The organism is Nostoc sp. DedSLP03, assembly GCF_034530815.1.
Classification (GTDB): domain Bacteria; phylum Cyanobacteriota; class Cyanobacteriia; order Cyanobacteriales; family Nostocaceae; genus Nostoc.
In genome coordinates, this window is record NZ_JAVRCK010000051.1 from 44,270 (window position 1) to 61,949 (window position 17,680).

Here is a 17,680-nt window from a genome sequence, read left to right on the forward strand (position 1 = left end):
CAAGTCTCCCCCCTCTTCCGTGTCTACCTTGTCTCTTCTTCATGCCCAATGCCCCATGCCCTTATTTATGTCGCTTCTGATGCCACTGCCACGCGTCAGCAACGATATCTTTGATGGATGGATACTGAGGTTGCCAGCCTAAGATTGTTCTGGCTTTATCGCTGGTGCCAATGAGAACCGGGGGATCGCCAGGACGGCGATCGCGTTCTTCTACTGGTATGCTAATTCCTGTCACTTCTTCGACTGCGGCTATGACTTCTCTGACGGAGAAACCGCTGCCATTGCTCAAATTAAAAACTTCGCTATCGCCACCTTTTAATAAATATTCCAATCCCAAAATATGGGCATCTGCTAAGTCGTTAACGTGAATATAATCGCGAATACACGTACCATCGAGCGTGGGGTAATCAGTGCCGAAAATTGAAATGGATTCTCGTTTCCCTAAAGCTGTCATTAGCACCAAGGGAATTAAATGGGTTTCTGGGTTGTGATCCTCGCCTAGTAAGCCATCGGGATTAGCACCAGCAGCATTGAAATAGCGAAAACGCACTGATTGCAAACCGTAAGCAACATCAAAATCAGAGAGAATCCTTTCTACCATCAGCTTTGTCGCGCCATAAGGATTAATCGGATTTTGGGGATGGGTTTCTGGAATGGGCACGAATTCCGGTACCCCATAGGTGGCACAGGTAGAAGAAAAGACAAATTTCTTTACAGATGCTGTCAGCATCGCTTCTAACAGGGTCAAAGTACCAAGGACGTTATTGCGGTAATATTTAGCCGGATCGCTCACCGATTCTCCTACGTAGGCATAAGCAGAAAAATGCATCACTGCGGCAATATCGTGGGTTTTAAATACACGATCGAGCAAGGCGCGATCGCTTGTGTCCCCAATTATCAGTTCTACCTGTAAAATCTCTTCTACTAGATCGCGATGTCCATATACCAGATTATCAAGTATGACAACGCCATAACCCGCTTTCTTCAAAGCAAGCACTGTATGAGAACCAATATATCCAGCTCCCCCCGTTACCAGAATAGTAGGCTTTCCAGGCGACATAGTTTTTCCTTTTGAGTCGATTACTTAATTAATTTAGTTTACCGGTACTAGATTACTCTTCTGGAAAATTATAAATAATAGACGCAGTGTCAAAAAATTGCACTAAAATCACTACGACGGTAGTCATTGGGTGTGAGGTTTGAGAAATTTTAAGTCAAACAGTACGATTACAATTTGACAATAAAATAAATCCATTTCCCGAAACCTCTAGGTTGAGCCTTACGGGTGACGCTTATAACGTCGCTATCAGTAAGAAGTCGCCAGTTGTTTTATGTATGGTTTCCCTGCATGGCAGTCTTTTCTGGGGGCAACCCCGATCAAAACGGACTGCCTCTCCTGACGGAGACGCTACGCGAACACCACCACACTGGCTCACTGCACCAGAAAATTTGAGAGTTAGTCTATGTTTCTATTGTTAAGCCGGGTACTGCTGTGGCTGCTGATTGGCACTATCGTTTATTCTCTGTTCCAGCGATTTTATCCCTCTGGAACTTTTGTCGGACGATTAATCTTAGTCGTTATCTTGGTAATCGTAGCCCTATCATTTCTTAACCCCAGTGAACCTGCTGTGGCGTCGTTGTGGAGGATGTTATCTTTTCCACTCAAGCCTCTAGGAGCCTCTGTTTTACTGATGATTCTTGCCGCTCAGAAAATCAAAGGAGGTGGAATAGATAAACCAGGAGGATACTTGATCGGTTGGGCACTGACTATTTTGCTGTTAGCAAGTACACCAGCAGTCGCCTATTTCCTTTATAGAGCACCTCTAGCAATGACGGGCCAAACGTCTGTCGCAACTGCTACACCAACATCTGGGACACTGGTGGCATTAGGGCAACCCACCACAGCGAATATCTCAGATGTAACGGGGGATAGCATTCTTTCTTATAATTTGAGAGTGCCTCCCTATTTATTACAAGGAAGTCCTCAAGATATTCGCACACGCGGTTTACGACTTGAAGACTTTGTACCAAATTCGGAAACATTGCAATTGACAACAAGAACTTGGGAAAGTTATCTCCTTGAAATTTACAGGTTCTTGCGTGTTCAGCGGTAATCAAGGCAAGAGAACAATAATTGGTTCGTAGTAAGCGCTTGAGCCATGAATCAAAGGACTAAAGTCCTTACTACGAACTTATTTCTTCATTAAAGTTGCTGTGATGGACTACTAGTAATGAATGGCAATAACTATCCAGTTAAAAGGGGTAACAAAAGCTGAATTTCTAACAAGCGATATTTCCTCTTCATAGCTGCCTTCTTGGACTAGCAGTTAATCTAGATGATAAAGTTGCACAATTGCTTTAATGGCAAAATCTCGACGAATCGCTAAACTCAGTGCTTACCTACGACCCCATTGGCAAGAAGCCTCCTTGGGTATTCTCGCTTTGTTGTCTGTCAATGCACTGGGTGTTTATATCCCTTGGTTGATTCGTGCTGGTGTTGACAAACTCTCGACAACCTTCAGCTGGAACCAAATACTGCATTACGTAGTAGTTATTGTATTGCTTAGTTCGGCAATGTGGCTAATGCGGATGGCATCACGCATTTGGCTATTTGGGGTGGGGCGTCAGGTGGAATTTGACCTGAAACAACGGATTTTTGAACACTTACTGAAACTAGAGCCTGGTTATTTTGCCAGTACTACTGCTGGCGATTTGATTAGTCGTGCTACTAGCGATGTGGAGAATATCAAGCGGTTATTGGGTTTTGCGGTTTTGAGTTTGGCAAATACGATGTTTGCCTACGCCCTGACACTGCCAGTAATGCTGACAATTAGTGTGGATCTCACCCTAGCCGCCCTGGCAGTATACCCTTTTATGCTCTTATTGGTGAGTCTGTTTAGCGATCGCTTACGCAAACAACAAGCAAAAGTCCAAGAGCAACTCTCTGACATCAGCGAACTCATCCAAGAGGATATCAGTGGCATTGCCTTAATAAAAATTTATGCTCAAGAAGCAAACGAGCGTCGAGCTTTTGCCCAGAAAAATCAGCAGCTATTGACTGCTAACCTGGAATTGGCAAAACTCCGCAATACACTGTTTCCGCTAATTGGTGGGTTAGCTAATATCAGTTCGCTGGTGATCATCTGGCTAGGATCGGCACGGATGTCTGCTGGGACACTTCAGGTCGGCGATTTTTTAGCATTGTTAATTTATGTAGAGCGTCTAGTTTTCCCCACTGCTCTTTTAGGATTTACAATTACTGCCTACCAACGCGGTGAAGTTAGTATCGATCGGCTTGAAGCTATTCTCTCTGTCACACCAAAAATTAAAGATGCAGCCGATGCCATACATCTGCCAGTGGCTGAACTCAAAGGCGAACTAACAGCTAAAAATCTCACCTACAATTACCCTGGTTCCACGACTCCAGCTTTAGCAAATGTTAACTTTACCATTGCGCCTGGAGAAACTGTCGCGATTGTTGGGGCAATTGGTTCGGGTAAATCCACTTTGGCCAATGCTTTACCGCGCTTGTTGGATGTTGAATCAGGACAATTGTTTTTAGATGGGGTAGATATTACTAAGATCGCTTTGACAGATTTACGAGGTGCGATCGCCTACGTTCCTCAAGATAGCTTTCTATTTAGCACTACAATCAAAAATAACATTCGCTACGGCGATCCAGTTAGCGAACAACAGCAGGTAGAAGCTGTCGCTAAACTTGCCCAAATTGAATCAGAAATCCAGAATTTTCCCCAACAATATGAAACTATTGTTGGCGAACGCGGTATTAATCTTTCTGGCGGTCAACGCCAACGTACTGCTTTGGCTCGAGCAATGTTGGTCAATGCTCCAGTATTAATTTTGGATGACGCTCTCTCTAGTGTAGATAATCAAACAGCTACGAAAATCCTCAAAAATCTCTCCAGTGGTACTGAACGTAAAACAGTAATTTTTATTACGCATCAATTATCAGCGGCGGCGGCAGCTGACCGAATTTTTGTCATGGAAAAGGGAAAAATTGTGCAGGTCGGAAATCATTTAGAACTTTTACAACAACAGGGCTTATACAGAACATTGTGGAGCCAGCATCAAGTTGAGGAATTACTGCGGTGAAGCAGGGGGCAGGGAGCAGGGGCAGGGGGCAGGGAGCAGGGAGCAGGCTTGCCGTGAGCGTAGCCGAACGGGAGCAGGGGGAAAGAATTATGATTGAGTTAGGGACTAGGGATTGGGAAGATTTGAATGGGGATTAGGGATTGGGTAATCAGCTCAAAAATGATGTTCGGGGCTATTACCCACAGCAAATTTTGAAATATTTTCCCAGTTCCCAGTCCCCAGTCCCTTTTACGCTTGGCTGAAATTGGCGAATCCTTCTTGGGCGCGACCCGTTGAAGAAAAATTCAGAAATTTTGACTTTACTGAAGGATTGTAAATAGGTCTAGCAAAATAATTGCATTTGTCATAGCTTTATAGTTATAGAACTATTGACTCGCTCGCCTCATCACTCATGGTTAACACCCTACCCAAGCCAGAAACTAAAACCCCCAGCAAAGAAACTGTACTCACCCCCCGGTTTTACACTACAGATTTTGAAACCGCAGCCAAGCTGGATTTGTCTGCCCAGGAAACGGAATTGCAGGCGATGTTGACAGAAATGCGGACAGACTACAATCGGCACCATTTTGTCCGGGATGAAGCGTTTGAGCAGTCTTGGGAACACATTGACGGTGAAGCAAGGCAGGCGTTTATAGAGTATTTGGAACGTTCTTGCATTTCTGAGTTTTCCGGCTTCTTGCTATTCAAGGAATTATCCCGCAAGCTAAAAAATCGTAGCCCAGTGCTAGCGGAAATCTTTCAAATGATGGCGCGTGATGAAGCTCGCCACGCCGGATTTCTCAACAAAGCAATGGCTGATTTTAAACTCTCCCTTGATTTAGGCGCTGTTACTAAAACCCGCACTTATACATTTTTCCCGATTGAATGGGTACTTTACACCGTTTACCTCTCAGAAAAAATCGGTTACTGGCGTTACATTATTATTTTCAGGCATCTAGAAAAGCACCCAGAAAACCAGTTTTACCCCATATTCCGCTACTTTGAGAGCTGGTGTCAAGACGAAAACCGTCACGGAGATATATTCAAGGCATTATTGCGTTCTCAACCGCAACTTTGGAACACCTGGAAATCTAGGCTGTGGAGTCGTTTTTTCTTGCTGTCAGTATTTGCTACTCACACCCTGACAGTTCATGAACGTTCTGGGTTCTACAAATCATTGGGACTTGATGCCACAGAATTTGATATCCAAGTTGTCTGCAACACCAATGAAACCGCAGGACGGGCTTTTCCTGTAATGTTGAATACCGAACATCCCAAGTTTTTCCCACGTCTGCAACGCTGTGCAGGTTACAACCTGAAAATTGCAGAGATTGAAGGCAGTTATAATCCGAAATTAATGAAGCTAATTCGCAAACTACCTTTGATTGCAGCAATTGTTTGGAATCTGCTGTTAATTTACCTCATCAAACCAATTGATGCTGAAGCCCTGCGGGGAACGGTTCGTTAGCTATTGATTAGACATCTGCTTGTGAAATTAATGATGTGTTCTCAATAACGCATAATTAATTTCACTAAATGTCAATTTTTGAATATTTGGGTAGCTGAATAATGACAAAACTAGACTAAAGTCTATACATCAGGATGTCAATAAAATAGTTAAATTTTTGTATAAGTATCTAGGCATAAATAAATTTCAAGTTTGTAGTCAGGACTTTAGTCCTGATAATCCTTGCTCTGAGCGATAAATCGTTCACTACAAACTAGGAGTTGATTTTATATTTGATTATGTCTACCTACTTAGAAGATACTGGAATGCAATATGTAAGAGGTTACTAATTAATCTAGAAAATGTAGGAATTGAGAGATGGGCGACATTAAAAGACAAGCCGCTTTGCCTTTAACTACATGGAAGGGGCCCCACATAGGGACATCAAATTTTACGAATCCATCGCTTGTCTCATCCAATATTCCCACATTGGCCAATCCAACACGCGGTTTTGGTTTACCAACAAATAATAATACTGCGCTCAATGGCGACCTTCAAGAAGCCACGTCTGCTAATGAGCAATTATTAGAACCAGAAGCTATTAAAGAAAAACCTCTTGTTCACGACATTAGTCGGATATCTTTGCGTCGTCCACAGCCGCAACTTATAGGTAGCCAGCCAAAAGACCAGTATGAGCAGTCAGCTGACCAGATTATGCTTCTACCTAGACTTAAGTCAAATATAAATATCGGTGCAATAGATTCACATATAGTACAGCGAGAATGTGCAGATTGTGAGCAAGAAGAACAAGAAGTAGAAACCGAGTTGTCACTACAACGCGTTAGCGATCGCAGCGTTCAAACCCAAGATAATATTGAGAGTCAGTTAGATAATAGTAAGGGTGGAGGAAGCCCGTTATCTCCCGAAGTACGAGAGTTTATGGAACCACGCTTTGGTAGTAAATTCGACGATGTGCGAGTACATACTGACTCCAATGCTACGCAGATGAATAAGTCGTTGAGAGCGCAAGCCTTTACTCATGGTAGTGATATTTACTTTAGCGCCGAGAAATCACCTGGTAATAACGAGTTGACAGCCCATGAGTTAACCCATGTGGTACAGCAGACAGGCAAAGTGCAAAAACAAAGCGATGCATCTACAGCACCAGCCCCTGTTGAACAGACATCTAGTGGTATGCCGCCCAAAAAAGGCACAACTAAAATTGACAAAAAAAATACCACAATTACTGCTTCTGGAAAAAATATTACCGAAGCAATTACAAACTTAACATCACAAGGAAAGGGCGAAGCGGGCAGTGTTACTTGTGCCCCCGAAAAAGATGTCAAAACTTACCAAGCAGAAGATAAATCTGATGAAATTGTCTACGAAGCAGATGTCTTAGTAACAGAAACTAAGGCAATGCCCGTCTGGACGGAACTCGACCAACAGTGCGAACCTGTTAAAAAAGAATGGGCAAGGTTTTATAGCGCTCTTGATACACACGAGAATGGGCACATTAGTATTGACGAGAAGGCTTTTAAGGATTTACACAAAAAGCTTCTTGGCAAAACAACCTCAGTATCTGACAAGATTTTTAACGATACTTACGCCCAAGCAAATACTGATAATAATGCTTACGACACCACAACGAAACACGGACTCACTCAAGGTACAGGAGTAACTCCGGTACAGTGCGGCCCAGAAAAAGTTTCTCAAAGTGGAAATGAATCGGATGCAAAAGTAGAGGTTCAAACTCAACAATAAAGGCGAAAACACCATAACGCAGACCTGCTAATAATTTTCGCGTTTACACTGTTTGAATTCATAAAAAGAACGCCGAACCATACGAAAGCTATTTGGCTTGACTAAAGTGCAAGTGTCAACAGCGAATTTCTCCACAAGGTGCTTGATTCTTCTGGCTGTCTGTGATACTTTTCTTTTTACAAGTCATAAAATACTGTAAGTTTATCAAGATACCGCTGTTTTTGAATTTCGTTAACCAGTAAAAAAGCAACCGCCGTCATTTGTAGTGTTGATTTGGAAAAACAGGATACAGAAATCAAAATACTTCTGGGCTGCACTTGTGAAGAAAATCAAGCCATTTTGGATATCCACAATACAGGTTCTCAATCAGCAATATTATTGGTTCGCAACTAAATTATTTAGATTTTTGAGGGTAAGTTTGTATGAGCTTAGAACTAAAACTATCAGGTAAAACTGCGATCGTTACAGGAGGAAGTGCAGGAATTGGTTTAGCTACGGCCAAAGCTCTTTATAGTGAAGGTGTGAATGTAGCGATCGCAGCCCGCAATCAAGAACGCTTAGATCAAGCTGTAGCAGACATCCAGTCCTTACAAAGTTCTGGCGCTAAAGTTATTGCCATCAGCGCCGATTTAATGAAAGCTGAGGATGTTGAAAAAGTTGTCTCCACAACATTAGCCCAATTTAATCAGATTGATATCTTGATTAACAATGCCGGATCAGCCCGTGCTGGATCTTTCCTAGAATCCACTGATGATTTATTTTTGGATGCTTGGAACTTAAAATTATTAGGCTATATCCGCTTAGTTAGAGCCGTCGTTCCCCATCAAAAAAGTCGCGGTGATGGGCGGATTGTCAATATAGTCGGTGGTGCAGGACGGACACCTCGTCCGAACTTCTTAGCTGGTGGTACAAGCAATGCTGCTTTGCTGAATTTCACAAAGGGCATTTCTAAAGAACTAGCCGAGTACAAGATTCGCATTAACGCTATCTCCCCTGGTGCTACAGCTACTGAGCGTGCCGAGACTTTAGCGCGGCAAAATGCCCAAGCGCAAGGCATCACCGTTGAGCAAGTAAAGGCACAAAATGTCCAAAGTATTCCTTTAAAAAGAATCGCCCAGCCAGAAGAAATTGCCGCGCTGGCGCTATTTTTGGTGTCCGATCTTGCTGCATCAATTACAGGAACGGAGATTATCGTTGATGGCGGATCTACCCCTGGTGTTTAGTAGAGACGCGATTCATCGCGTCTGATGAATCGCGTCTCTACATTTGTCAAAACATAAACTTCTTGGAGATAAAAATATGGGTTCTCAATACTTTGACATCAAACCAGTTGCAGGACGTATTGGTGCTGAAATTATTGGTGTTAATCTGAGTTCTAAACTCAGCGATGACATCATCAGTGATATTCGCAAGACTCTAGTCAAATACAAAGTGATCTTTTTCCGTGGTCAGCAACAGCTTGATGCTGATGGACAGGTTGCTTTCGCTCGTCGTTTTGGTGAAGTCACTACAGCCCACCCCACTGTACCATCGCTGCCAGAAAACCCAGAAGTCTTAGACCTGAATTATGGGCGTACCACTTCCCGCGCCAATAGCTGGCATACAGATGTAACATTTGTAGACCGTCCTCCTCTCGGTTCTATCTTACGAGCGCTTGAAATTCCGCCAACTGGTGGCGATACAATCTGGGCAAACTCCGTCACTGCATACCAAGATTTACCTATTCATCTACGTAATCTTGCAGACCAACTTTGGGCAGTACATAGCAACAAATACGATTATGCTACTGCATTCGACCTACCTGAAGATGCCAAAGCTTACCGGGCTGTCTTCACCTCCACTGTATACGAGACTCTGCACCCAGTTGTACGCGTCCATCCCGAATCTGGAGAGCGTGGACTATTCATCGGCGGATTTGTGCGCCAGTTCCGTGGCTTATCAACAACTGAATCAGATGACATTCTGCGGCTGTTGCAAGCGTATATTACACGTCCTGAGAACACAGTCCGGTGGCGTTGGCAAGTTGGTGATGTTGCTTTTTGGGATAATCGGGCTACTCAACATTATGCGATCGCAGATTACGGCGACCAGCCCCGCCACGTTCAACGAGTTACAATTGTCGGCGACCTTCCAGTTGGCATCGATGGTAAACAAAGTGAAGCCATCAAGGGAGATGCTTCTCAGTACAACCGACGTGAGGTGGTGACTGCATAATACTTAAGTATTGGGCATGGGGTATGGGGAATAGGAGATCAGTCTTTGATACTCGTTAATGAGGCTTTGAACTCCATTAATAAGTCTTTGAGCTTCATTAATGAGCCTTTGAACTTCATTAATGAGCCTTTGATACTCGTTAATGAGGCTTTGAACTCCATTAATGAGTCTTTGAGCTTCATTAATGAGCCTTTGAACTCCACATTCCCTGTTCCCTCCCCCTTGCTGGCTTAACCTTCTGCTGACTAATGGCGATCGCGCTTTTTTATGAAACTCTTCTATACACCTAACTCACCTTATGCACGCATTGCACGGATAGCAACACTAGTAGTCTGTCAATAAATAATTGATAGATAAATTAAGAGTAGAGACGGCGATTTATCGCGTCTCTTTAACCGTCTGGCAGTATTTTTGAAATAACGGCTTTGATTTCTTCAAACTTCATCTGGTTTGTTATTCCAGTGATTTTAACAATACAATCAAGTCGTCTCTAAGGAAACTTTTTATCGTGTTGGGCATCCTAACGGTTCTACTATCCTCCTTTGTTTTAACGTTTCACAACGTTACAGTCCGAGTTTTGTTTTCAGAACATCTCGTACTAGGTTTATTTTTGCTCGGTGGATACGTTAAACCGGATTTGCAGAATTCCTTTTTGCTGATGTTCATGCGAATGCTGCTGGTGGTTCCATTCATGGCATCTCTATCATTCAAGCTATATCCATCTGCTTGGACAGAATTTCAAGACTTGTTCGCCCGCAAGCGTAGGGATATTCTAATTCAAGCTCTTAGCTGTGGAGTGCTGATGTTTGTATATATTGCCTCACTCTACATTGCTATTGGCTTGATTCCCACAGGTATTGCCTTAACCCTTTTCTTTACTTATCCCGTATTTACAGCGCTGCTATCTTGGAAGTTTTTTGGCCAACGCCCCACATTGTTCCGTTGGCTAGTAATGGCTATTATTCTGGTAGGAAGCGCTCTCACCATTCCCCAATCTTCTGCTACCTACAGCAGTCATACCATTGCGATCGGTATTTTCGCTAGTTTTGGCGCTGGGATCGTTTACGCCTTTTATTGCATCATTGCTCAAAAATGTTTAGAAAAATTCCATCCAATTCCTTTTACGTGGATCAGTTTTGCCTGTACTCTACTACTCTCCGGTATTAGCTTACTGTTCTGGCCAGCTAATAACACCCAACTTGACTGGACACCCCTATGGATTGGCAGCATATTTTCTGGTCTTGTCAGCTTTCTCGGACACACTCTAAACAATGTGGAGATTCGGATGGTTGGCGCATCTACCGCTTCTATAATCGGCTCTAGCAGTCCAGCATTGACAGCGTTAATGGCATGGATAACGATTAGCGAAACTTTAAACGTGATTCAAAGTGTAGGGATTGGTGTTGTCACATTGGGGATCGCCTTACTTAGTGCAGAAGGGTTTATGAAATCGTTCAAAATTAGAAGTTGAATTGGGAATTGGGAATTGGGCATGGGGCATTGGGCGCTTGTACTGAGCGTAGCCGAAGTATGGGGCATGGGCTAATTTTAGAACGTTACTTTCTTAATTACGAATTACGAATTACGAACTTGTACTGAGCGTAGCCGAAGTATTACGAATTAAAATATGCCTTTCTCCGCTATCCTTTTTGATTTAGACGGGACTTTAACAGATCCGAAACCTGGCATTACAAGTTGCATTCAGTATGCGCTCTCTGAACTTGGTTACGAACCACCGAATGCTGATGAATTAAATTGGTGTATTGGCCCACCATTGAAAGATAGCTTTTCGCAATTACTCAATACCTTGGATGGTACAGTAATTGAACAAGCTATTTTACTATATCGTCGTCGTTTTGCCACAATTGGATTATTTGAAAACTCACTTTATCCCCAAATTACAGAAGTTTTAAAAGCAATTCGTTTTGCTGGTTATAAAACTTTTGTTGCAACTTCTAAACCATATATTTATGCTACGCAAATTATTGAATATTTTGGCTTGTCATTGCTTTTTGATGGTATTTATGGTAGTGAACTTGACGGAACGCGGAGCATAAAAGGTGACTTAATTCACCATATTTTATTAACAGAAAAACTTTTACCCTCTACTGTGGTGATGGTAGGCGATCGCTCACATGACATCATTGGAGCCAAGCGCCATCAAATCGCCTCAATTGGTGTCACCTATGGCTATGGAACTGAGGAGGAATTAAAAGCTCATGGTGCTGACTTGATTGCCCATTCTCCAAGTGATATTCCCAGATTTATAATTCGTAATTCGTAATTCGTAATTCAAAATAATGCCGCCATCATTAACGTTTATCCATAGCTTGCTGTTGTTTAGTACCGCTTTCATTGCAGGCGGCTTAAATGCTGTAGCGGGTGGTGGAAGCTTTATCACGTTTCCAACTCTCATCTTTACAGGTGTCGCCCCGATCGCAGCTAACGCCACCAATAATACTGCAATTTGGGTGGCTGCTCTAGCCAGTGCGGGAGCATATCGTCAAGATTTGGGCATCGAGCGGCGAGATTTTTTACTTTTATGTGGTGTCAGTTTAGTTGGTGGCATGATTGGCTCCATAGCTTTGTTGTATACATCGCCAGATGTCTTTAAAAAGCTGATTCCCTATCTATTGCTGCTAGCAACAGTTGTATTTACCTTTGGCGAACCGTTCAAAAAGTGGTTGCAGCGTAAAAGTCAGAATACATCACCGGAATCTGTACCGTTGTTTAATTTGGTACTGGCTCAACTAGCGATCGCCATCTATGGTGGTTTCTTCGGCGCAGGTATAGGGATTTTAATGCTGGCAGCTCTAACGTTTTTAGGTATCAAAAGTATCCACAAAATGAATGCTTTTAAAACATTTTTAGGGAGTTGTATTAATGGTATTGCGATCGTTCCATTTCTTTTTGCTGGTGTGATTGCTTGGCATCAAGCTATTTTGATGGCAGTCGGTGGCTCTCTTGGTGGTTACTTAAGCGCCCATTATGCTCGTAAACTTGAACCGCACTTAATTCGGAAATTTGTGATGATTGTTGCCTTTACGATGACTGCCTACTTTTTTATTCACGGTTAAGAACTGGGAAGGACTCAGGGGTGATGTATGCAAGCATCAAATAAATCACAGGTCATGCTGCGTGCTTTTAGTTCTAGAAATTTGAAAAATAACTCTGGCTATTTGAAAGAGTGCATTATCTAGCCATAACATCAAAAATTGGTAACAACAATGACTACTATAAATGACCCTGCTGTTGTAGCTGAAGTAACTGATTTGTACCTGAAGTATGAAGAAGCCCTTTCTAATAATAATTTGGAAGTGATGGATAGGTTGTTTTGGGATGCGCCCGAAGTAGTGCGGTTTGGCATCACAGAAAACCTCTATGGCGGTGATGAAATTCGTAACTTTCGTCAGAATCGATCAAACCCAAAAATAGAGCGAGAAATCTCGAATCTCAAGGTTGTAACCTTTGGGAAAGATGCCGCAACAGTAACTTTAGAATTTCGCCGAATCATCAATGGTGTAGAGCGTTTCGGGCGACAAAGCCAGACTTGGTACAGGTTTACTGAAGGCTGGAAAGTGGTTTCAGCCCATGTTTCATTATTGCCAGTGTGAATTTTAAAAATTAATTTTGAATTTTGAATTTTGAATTCGAGTACATTGATTACGATCGAGAGCGATCGCCAGCTTGCCAAGACTACGCCTTTAACGTGTTGGGTTGCGATCGCGTCATTTCCCTGATTCGCCCAGAGAACATCCCCTCTCGCCGCGTAGCTGAAAAGAACGGACTCAAGGTCGTTCAAGAGACACTCTGGCGCAACATACCGCACTATATATATGCTGTGCAGCGCTCAGAAAGTAAACTTTTTACAACAAGTAATCTTAGAGGAACGTAGTTATACCAGTTTAAAAAAAGAATGCGACAAATAGACCATTTGTAGAGACGCGATGAATCGCGTCTTCACCCAAGGATGTCTTGCAATCATTAATTGAATTGGTATTAGCCATTGCATCAGCATGACAGTGGAAAGTATTTAGTCATAGGGCACTTTTACTAAGCGTTAGCGAGACGTTTAGCCTGTGCTGAGTAAAGAAGTGAGAATCGCCACTCAGAAAGGAGTGATAATTGGGTTGTCTCGTTCCAGCAAAGACTAGGAACGAGATTTGAAAAGGATGAAGTGTTAGGTTGTAGAGCAAACTTTTGGTTGGCTATGCTTCAAAATCTCAGGTGCATTTAATTTTTTGAGTATAAAATCTAGTTGCTAAAAGAGCCGCACCTGCGACTAAAGTTGCTAGTACACTATCAGGTTCAGGGACGGCAGCAACTTGAGCATCAATTCGTGCAGTTCCAGCAAACAAACCGGTCAATTGAGAGTCGCCTAATATATTAGCAAACTCTGGAGAAATCAACAATTTTACATCAGGGATAGTTAAATTGTAGCCATCAAATGCCACAAGTCCTGGAGCGCTCAAATCAAACAAAATTGTATTTAAAGAAAACGTGTCTCTTAAAACAAGTCCGCTGGCACCTGTGACAGTACGTCCTGGAGCAAAACCGATTGAAAAGTTACCAACAGTAATTTGATTGTTGAATGTGACAGTACCAGTATGCTCGATTGTACCTGAGAGCGGAGTAAAACCGCCCTCGTCACTAAACGTGAAGTTGGTGGCTGAGTCGATGTTGAAACCAACTAAATAATTGCTAGGAATTGGTGCAACTGTCTGATTAGTACCTGTCAAGTTTAGCCCAATACTACTAAGAATCTCTTCGTGATCGCGATCGATGCTGGTGACTCCAGATATCACTTTAAAAGTTGCAGCTTCTACCTGTATGGGTGCTATTGAGATGAAAGCTGCTGTAGTACAACCAAGAATCCCTGCAAACTGAGAAAAATGCATATATATTTCTGATGATCTTTGTATTTTATTTTAAATAATAAAACCTTTTTTATTAATATATAAAGTCAAAATTTACTCTAAAAAAATATTCGTCAAAGTTAAGTTTACGTAAACGTGCAGTTAATAACAAAATTTAAACCAGGCATTTCAAAAATCAAGTTAAGTAAGTAGTTACAAATAAAAATCAATCATCAGAATGAAGCGTAAAGTATAAAGTATAAAGCTTTAAGGATAGAAAATGAAAAAAATATAGTTACGTTTAATTATGTCCAATGCCAATTATTTACCCTTTAACCTAATAATTATGAAATGGTCAAACATAAGCTTACCTTTAATTATTGATAAGTTTAAATTAAGAGTTGCAATAATGTCTTATATAATTTCAGTGTAATAATGATAAAAAAATGATATAAATACCTTGATAAAAGCACAGCAATGCTCATGCATATCAACTTCAGCCAAAACACAAGAGAAAGTTTTTGTTTCCAGCCAGAGGTAATGCCTTAAAAGCGGTTCTGCTGGAAATTTAAGAGGCGTATCCTTACAATAGGTATTCCCAGACTCTAGCTGAGAACTAGAGAAAGCTGATTTTTTGTCGCCGATTTACTTCTTAGTTCACAGACTTGTTCTAATCCACCAGCTTATTTTCTCCAAATTAGGATCTATTTCCTGCCAAAAGCTGGCTGAAAAGTCTACTTTTCTTGTTGCTGCAAGTATTTTATCTATACTGTCAAAGTTTTTTTGAATCAATTGCTTATCTAATTTAGGAATATCTAATTTCAGATATTTCAAACGGTTGGGTAACTCTACTTTTTCTTGTGTCGGCAAGTGCTGAATTCGATCGACTTGTTCTAAAATTTTGTCTATTGATGTAATAACTTCTTGTAGACTCGGCTTTTTAGTTTGTAATTGTAAATCTTTTTCTTCAAAGGCTTCTTCTCGATCGCCTAACTTTACTAAAACTATTTTGACAAAGAAAATATTGTAATCTACCTGACTAACTTCACCCACTTGCTGATAATGTTTTCCACTTTTATTTATAATTACTATGTCACCTTTTTCAATTCTATTGTTCATAATTTATATAGCTTGGTATTAAATTACTAAATAATTTCCTCTACAGAAAATACTACTCTAAAGCCACAAACCCTCAGTCCACCGTCTGACTCATTCCAGCTACGGCTAGCACTGCGACACAATTCTGGACTGAAACTCCAAGAACCACCGCGTAGCACCCGACGATTCATATCGCCGCCAACTTCCCAAGCTGTTCCATCTACGGGTGCGTCATTGTAATTGTTATGCCAGGAATCAGCACACCATTCCCAAACTAGCCCGTGCATATCGTACAATCCAAAGGCGTTGGCGACTTCAAAACTACCGACGTTTGTTGTTTCTTTACGGAATTTGCTTTTTGGTTCTATAGTGCAGCTGACTAATTCAGAGGTAATGGTTTCGCCAAAGTGGAAGGATGTTGTAGTTCCAGCCCGACAAGCATATTCCCATTCGGCTTCACTCGGTAAACGATAGTCGCGTCCAGTTTTTTCTGATAGTCTGAGACAGAATTCCACAGCCTCATACCAAGATACATTTTCTACTGGTCTATCTAGACCTTTGAATTTCGATGGATGGGGATTTAAAGCTTGTTTGACTTTGGGTAAAGCTGCTACTACTCTCCATTGTGCTTGAGTTACAGGAAATTTCCCCATAAAAAATGGTTCAACGGTAACTTGATGTCGTGGACGTTCGTCAGCATCTCCTTCAAATTCTGGTGAACCCATCATGTAAGTACCACCAGGAATCGATACCATTTCTAATGTGACAGACTTACCTAATTCTTCAGCAAAGAAGTTTGCATTACAGTTCATGCGGTTTACTTCTCTACCACCTGTGTCTACTGTCACTACATCAAATTCAAAGGTTTCTAATGAAGGTAATGGGACGATTACTTTTTGTGGTAGCGGCGATAATATAGATTGAGGCATCGAAACAATTTTTAAGGCAACAGGTTCAATGTTCGATGTGGCAAACTTGACATCGTTGATGACTTCAACTGCTGTTTGATACCTTTCACTCGGTAGATGTTTGAGTAATTTATCTAAAATTTTTCCTAGTTCGTCGCTGATAGCAATACCTTTTTTCTGTAAATGTTGGCGCCACAACCATTTAGCATTCATGGCATCATAAATAGGGTCATTAATTTGTCCAGAAGCATCCTGCAAGGGCAAACATTGAGTTAAAAGACGCACACAAGTTACACCCAAAGCATACAAATCACTGCCGTGACAAGCAAATCCAGCCATTTGTTCTGTTGGGGCATAGCCAAGGGTATAAATTACCGTAGCTTGTCTTCCAATACTGGTTTGTGTTACCTGTTTAGCACCGCCAAAATCAATTAAGACAGGTTTTTCATCACTTGCACGGCGGATAATATTTTCTGGTTTGATATCCCGATGAATGACGTTATGGGTATGAATGAATTCCAGAACTGGCAATAAATCAGCTAAAAGTTCCCAAATTTGTTGTTCGCCATAAATTTGCTGCTGAACTTCTTGTAAGAGAGTTTTTCCTTGAATAAATTCTTGTACAAGATACAAGCTAGTACCTTGTTCAAAATAAGCTAGTAATCTGGGAATTTGGGTATGATTTTCTCCCAATTCATACAACCGAAAAGCCTCTTCTTTGAAAAATTCTGCGGCTTTAGTGCGTTGTCCTGTTCCCTGGAACTGTGGGAAAAATTGCTTGATGACGCAAGGGGCGTTTAGTCTGTCTACATCTTCTGTAGAATATGTTCTACTAAATCCACCTTCACCTAAGAGTCTTAATACGCGGTAACGGTTTCTGAGAAGTTTGCCAAAGTTGTTTTGTCCGCAACTTACGCAAAATCTATTGCTATCAGAGTTGAATGGATTTGAGCAATTGGGATTTTGGCAGATTTGCATAATGAGGGGGAAATAGCATCTTCTCCAAAGTTAGCCCCAATATTATCTAATTGAAAACAGTTATGTAGAGAAGCGAACACGGAAGTTTATTTATGTATTTAAAACTATGTTTACACGAGGGCATAAGGATGAATATAATTCAAAATTCAAAACTTGTACTGAGCGTAGCCGAAGTATTCAAAATTCAAAATTTAAGAGAGTTACGTTAGAGGATGTTTGAAAAGTTTGTGGTAGTGTATCAAATCTTTGTTTACCCCACCCTAACCCTCCCCTTATAAAGGCTTGTCATTACCAACATCTTTTAAACTGACTGGGTGATAAAA

15 protein-coding genes are annotated in these 17,680 nt (G+C 41.5%); 11 read left to right on the forward strand and 4 right to left on the reverse strand.

Annotated elements, in window-relative coordinates; translation table 11 throughout:
• Nucleotides 1–61: 61 nt before the first annotated feature.
• On the reverse strand, nt 62–1,060 hold the full coding sequence (gene galE / locus RM368_RS22980; RefSeq protein ID WP_322696181.1) for a UDP-glucose 4-epimerase GalE: 999 nt from the start codon (nt 1,058–1,060) through the stop codon (nt 62–64).
• Between the two features lie 403 nt (nt 1,061–1,463).
• Between galE and RM368_RS22985 the strand changes: the two genes are divergently transcribed.
• From RM368_RS22985 to RM368_RS23035, 11 genes are all read left to right on the forward strand, one after another.
• Entirely contained in the window at nt 1,464–2,114 is a 651-nt protein-coding gene (locus tag RM368_RS22985; protein WP_322696182.1) for a hypothetical protein, read from the forward strand.
• 247 nt (nt 2,115–2,361) lie between these two features.
• Complete coding sequence (locus RM368_RS22990; RefSeq protein ID WP_322696183.1) at nt 2,362–4,113, forward strand: ABC transporter ATP-binding protein; 1,752 nt, start codon at nt 2,362–2,364, stop codon at nt 4,111–4,113.
• Nucleotides 4,114–4,504: 391 nt separating this feature from the next.
• Nucleotides 4,505–5,560, forward strand: coding sequence for a magnesium-protoporphyrin IX monomethyl ester (oxidative) cyclase (gene acsF, locus RM368_RS22995; RefSeq protein ID WP_322696184.1), 1,056 nt, complete (start codon nt 4,505–4,507; stop codon nt 5,558–5,560).
• 357 nt (nt 5,561–5,917) lie between these two features.
• Nucleotides 5,918–7,303: an eCIS core domain-containing protein gene (locus RM368_RS23000; protein WP_322696185.1), complete on the forward strand. Its 1,386-nt coding sequence runs from the start codon at nt 5,918–5,920 to the stop codon at nt 7,301–7,303.
• Between the two features lie 422 nt (nt 7,304–7,725).
• On the forward strand, nt 7,726–8,526 hold the full coding sequence (locus tag RM368_RS23005; protein ID WP_322696186.1) for an SDR family oxidoreductase: 801 nt from the start codon (nt 7,726–7,728) through the stop codon (nt 8,524–8,526).
• Between the two features lie 76 nt (nt 8,527–8,602).
• A complete protein-coding gene (locus RM368_RS23010; RefSeq protein ID WP_322696187.1) occupies nt 8,603–9,517 on the forward strand; it encodes a TauD/TfdA family dioxygenase in 915 nt (304 codons plus the stop codon).
• A 508-nt stretch (nt 9,518–10,025) separates the two neighbouring features.
• Nucleotides 10,026–10,988: a DMT family transporter gene (locus RM368_RS23015; RefSeq protein ID WP_322696188.1), complete on the forward strand. Its 963-nt coding sequence runs from the start codon at nt 10,026–10,028 to the stop codon at nt 10,986–10,988.
• Nucleotides 10,989–11,144: 156 nt separating this feature from the next.
• Nucleotides 11,145–11,801, forward strand: a complete 657-nt coding sequence (locus RM368_RS23020; protein WP_322696189.1) for an HAD family hydrolase — start codon at nt 11,145–11,147, stop codon at nt 11,799–11,801.
• A gap of 16 nt (nt 11,802–11,817) precedes the next feature.
• Nucleotides 11,818–12,594, forward strand: a complete 777-nt coding sequence (locus RM368_RS23025) for a sulfite exporter TauE/SafE family protein (RefSeq protein ID WP_322696190.1) — start codon at nt 11,818–11,820, stop codon at nt 12,592–12,594.
• 150 nt (nt 12,595–12,744) lie between these two features.
• A complete protein-coding gene (gene hpxZ / locus RM368_RS23030) occupies nt 12,745–13,131 on the forward strand; it encodes an oxalurate catabolism protein HpxZ (protein WP_322696191.1) in 387 nt (128 codons plus the stop codon).
• A gap of 23 nt (nt 13,132–13,154) precedes the next feature.
• On the forward strand, nt 13,155–13,412 hold the full coding sequence (locus RM368_RS23035; protein ID WP_322696192.1) for a GNAT family N-acetyltransferase: 258 nt from the start codon (nt 13,155–13,157) through the stop codon (nt 13,410–13,412).
• A 328-nt stretch (nt 13,413–13,740) separates the two neighbouring features.
• Here the strand turns inward: RM368_RS23035 and RM368_RS23040 are convergent, their stop codons facing one another.
• From RM368_RS23040 to RM368_RS23050, 3 genes are all read right to left on the reverse strand, one after another.
• Nucleotides 13,741–14,415 (reverse strand): hypothetical protein, encoded by a 675-nt coding sequence (locus RM368_RS23040; protein ID WP_322696193.1) that lies wholly within the window; start codon nt 14,413–14,415, stop codon nt 13,741–13,743.
• 615 nt (nt 14,416–15,030) lie between these two features.
• Nucleotides 15,031–15,492 carry a hypothetical protein gene (locus RM368_RS23045; protein WP_322696194.1) on the reverse strand — a complete coding sequence of 154 codons (462 nt, stop codon included), beginning with the start codon at nt 15,490–15,492 and terminating at the stop codon, nt 15,031–15,033.
• A gap of 26 nt (nt 15,493–15,518) precedes the next feature.
• Nucleotides 15,519–17,357, reverse strand: coding sequence for a bifunctional serine/threonine-protein kinase/formylglycine-generating enzyme family protein (locus RM368_RS23050; protein WP_322696195.1), 1,839 nt, complete (start codon nt 17,355–17,357; stop codon nt 15,519–15,521).
• Nucleotides 17,358–17,680: the final 323 nt, after the last annotated feature.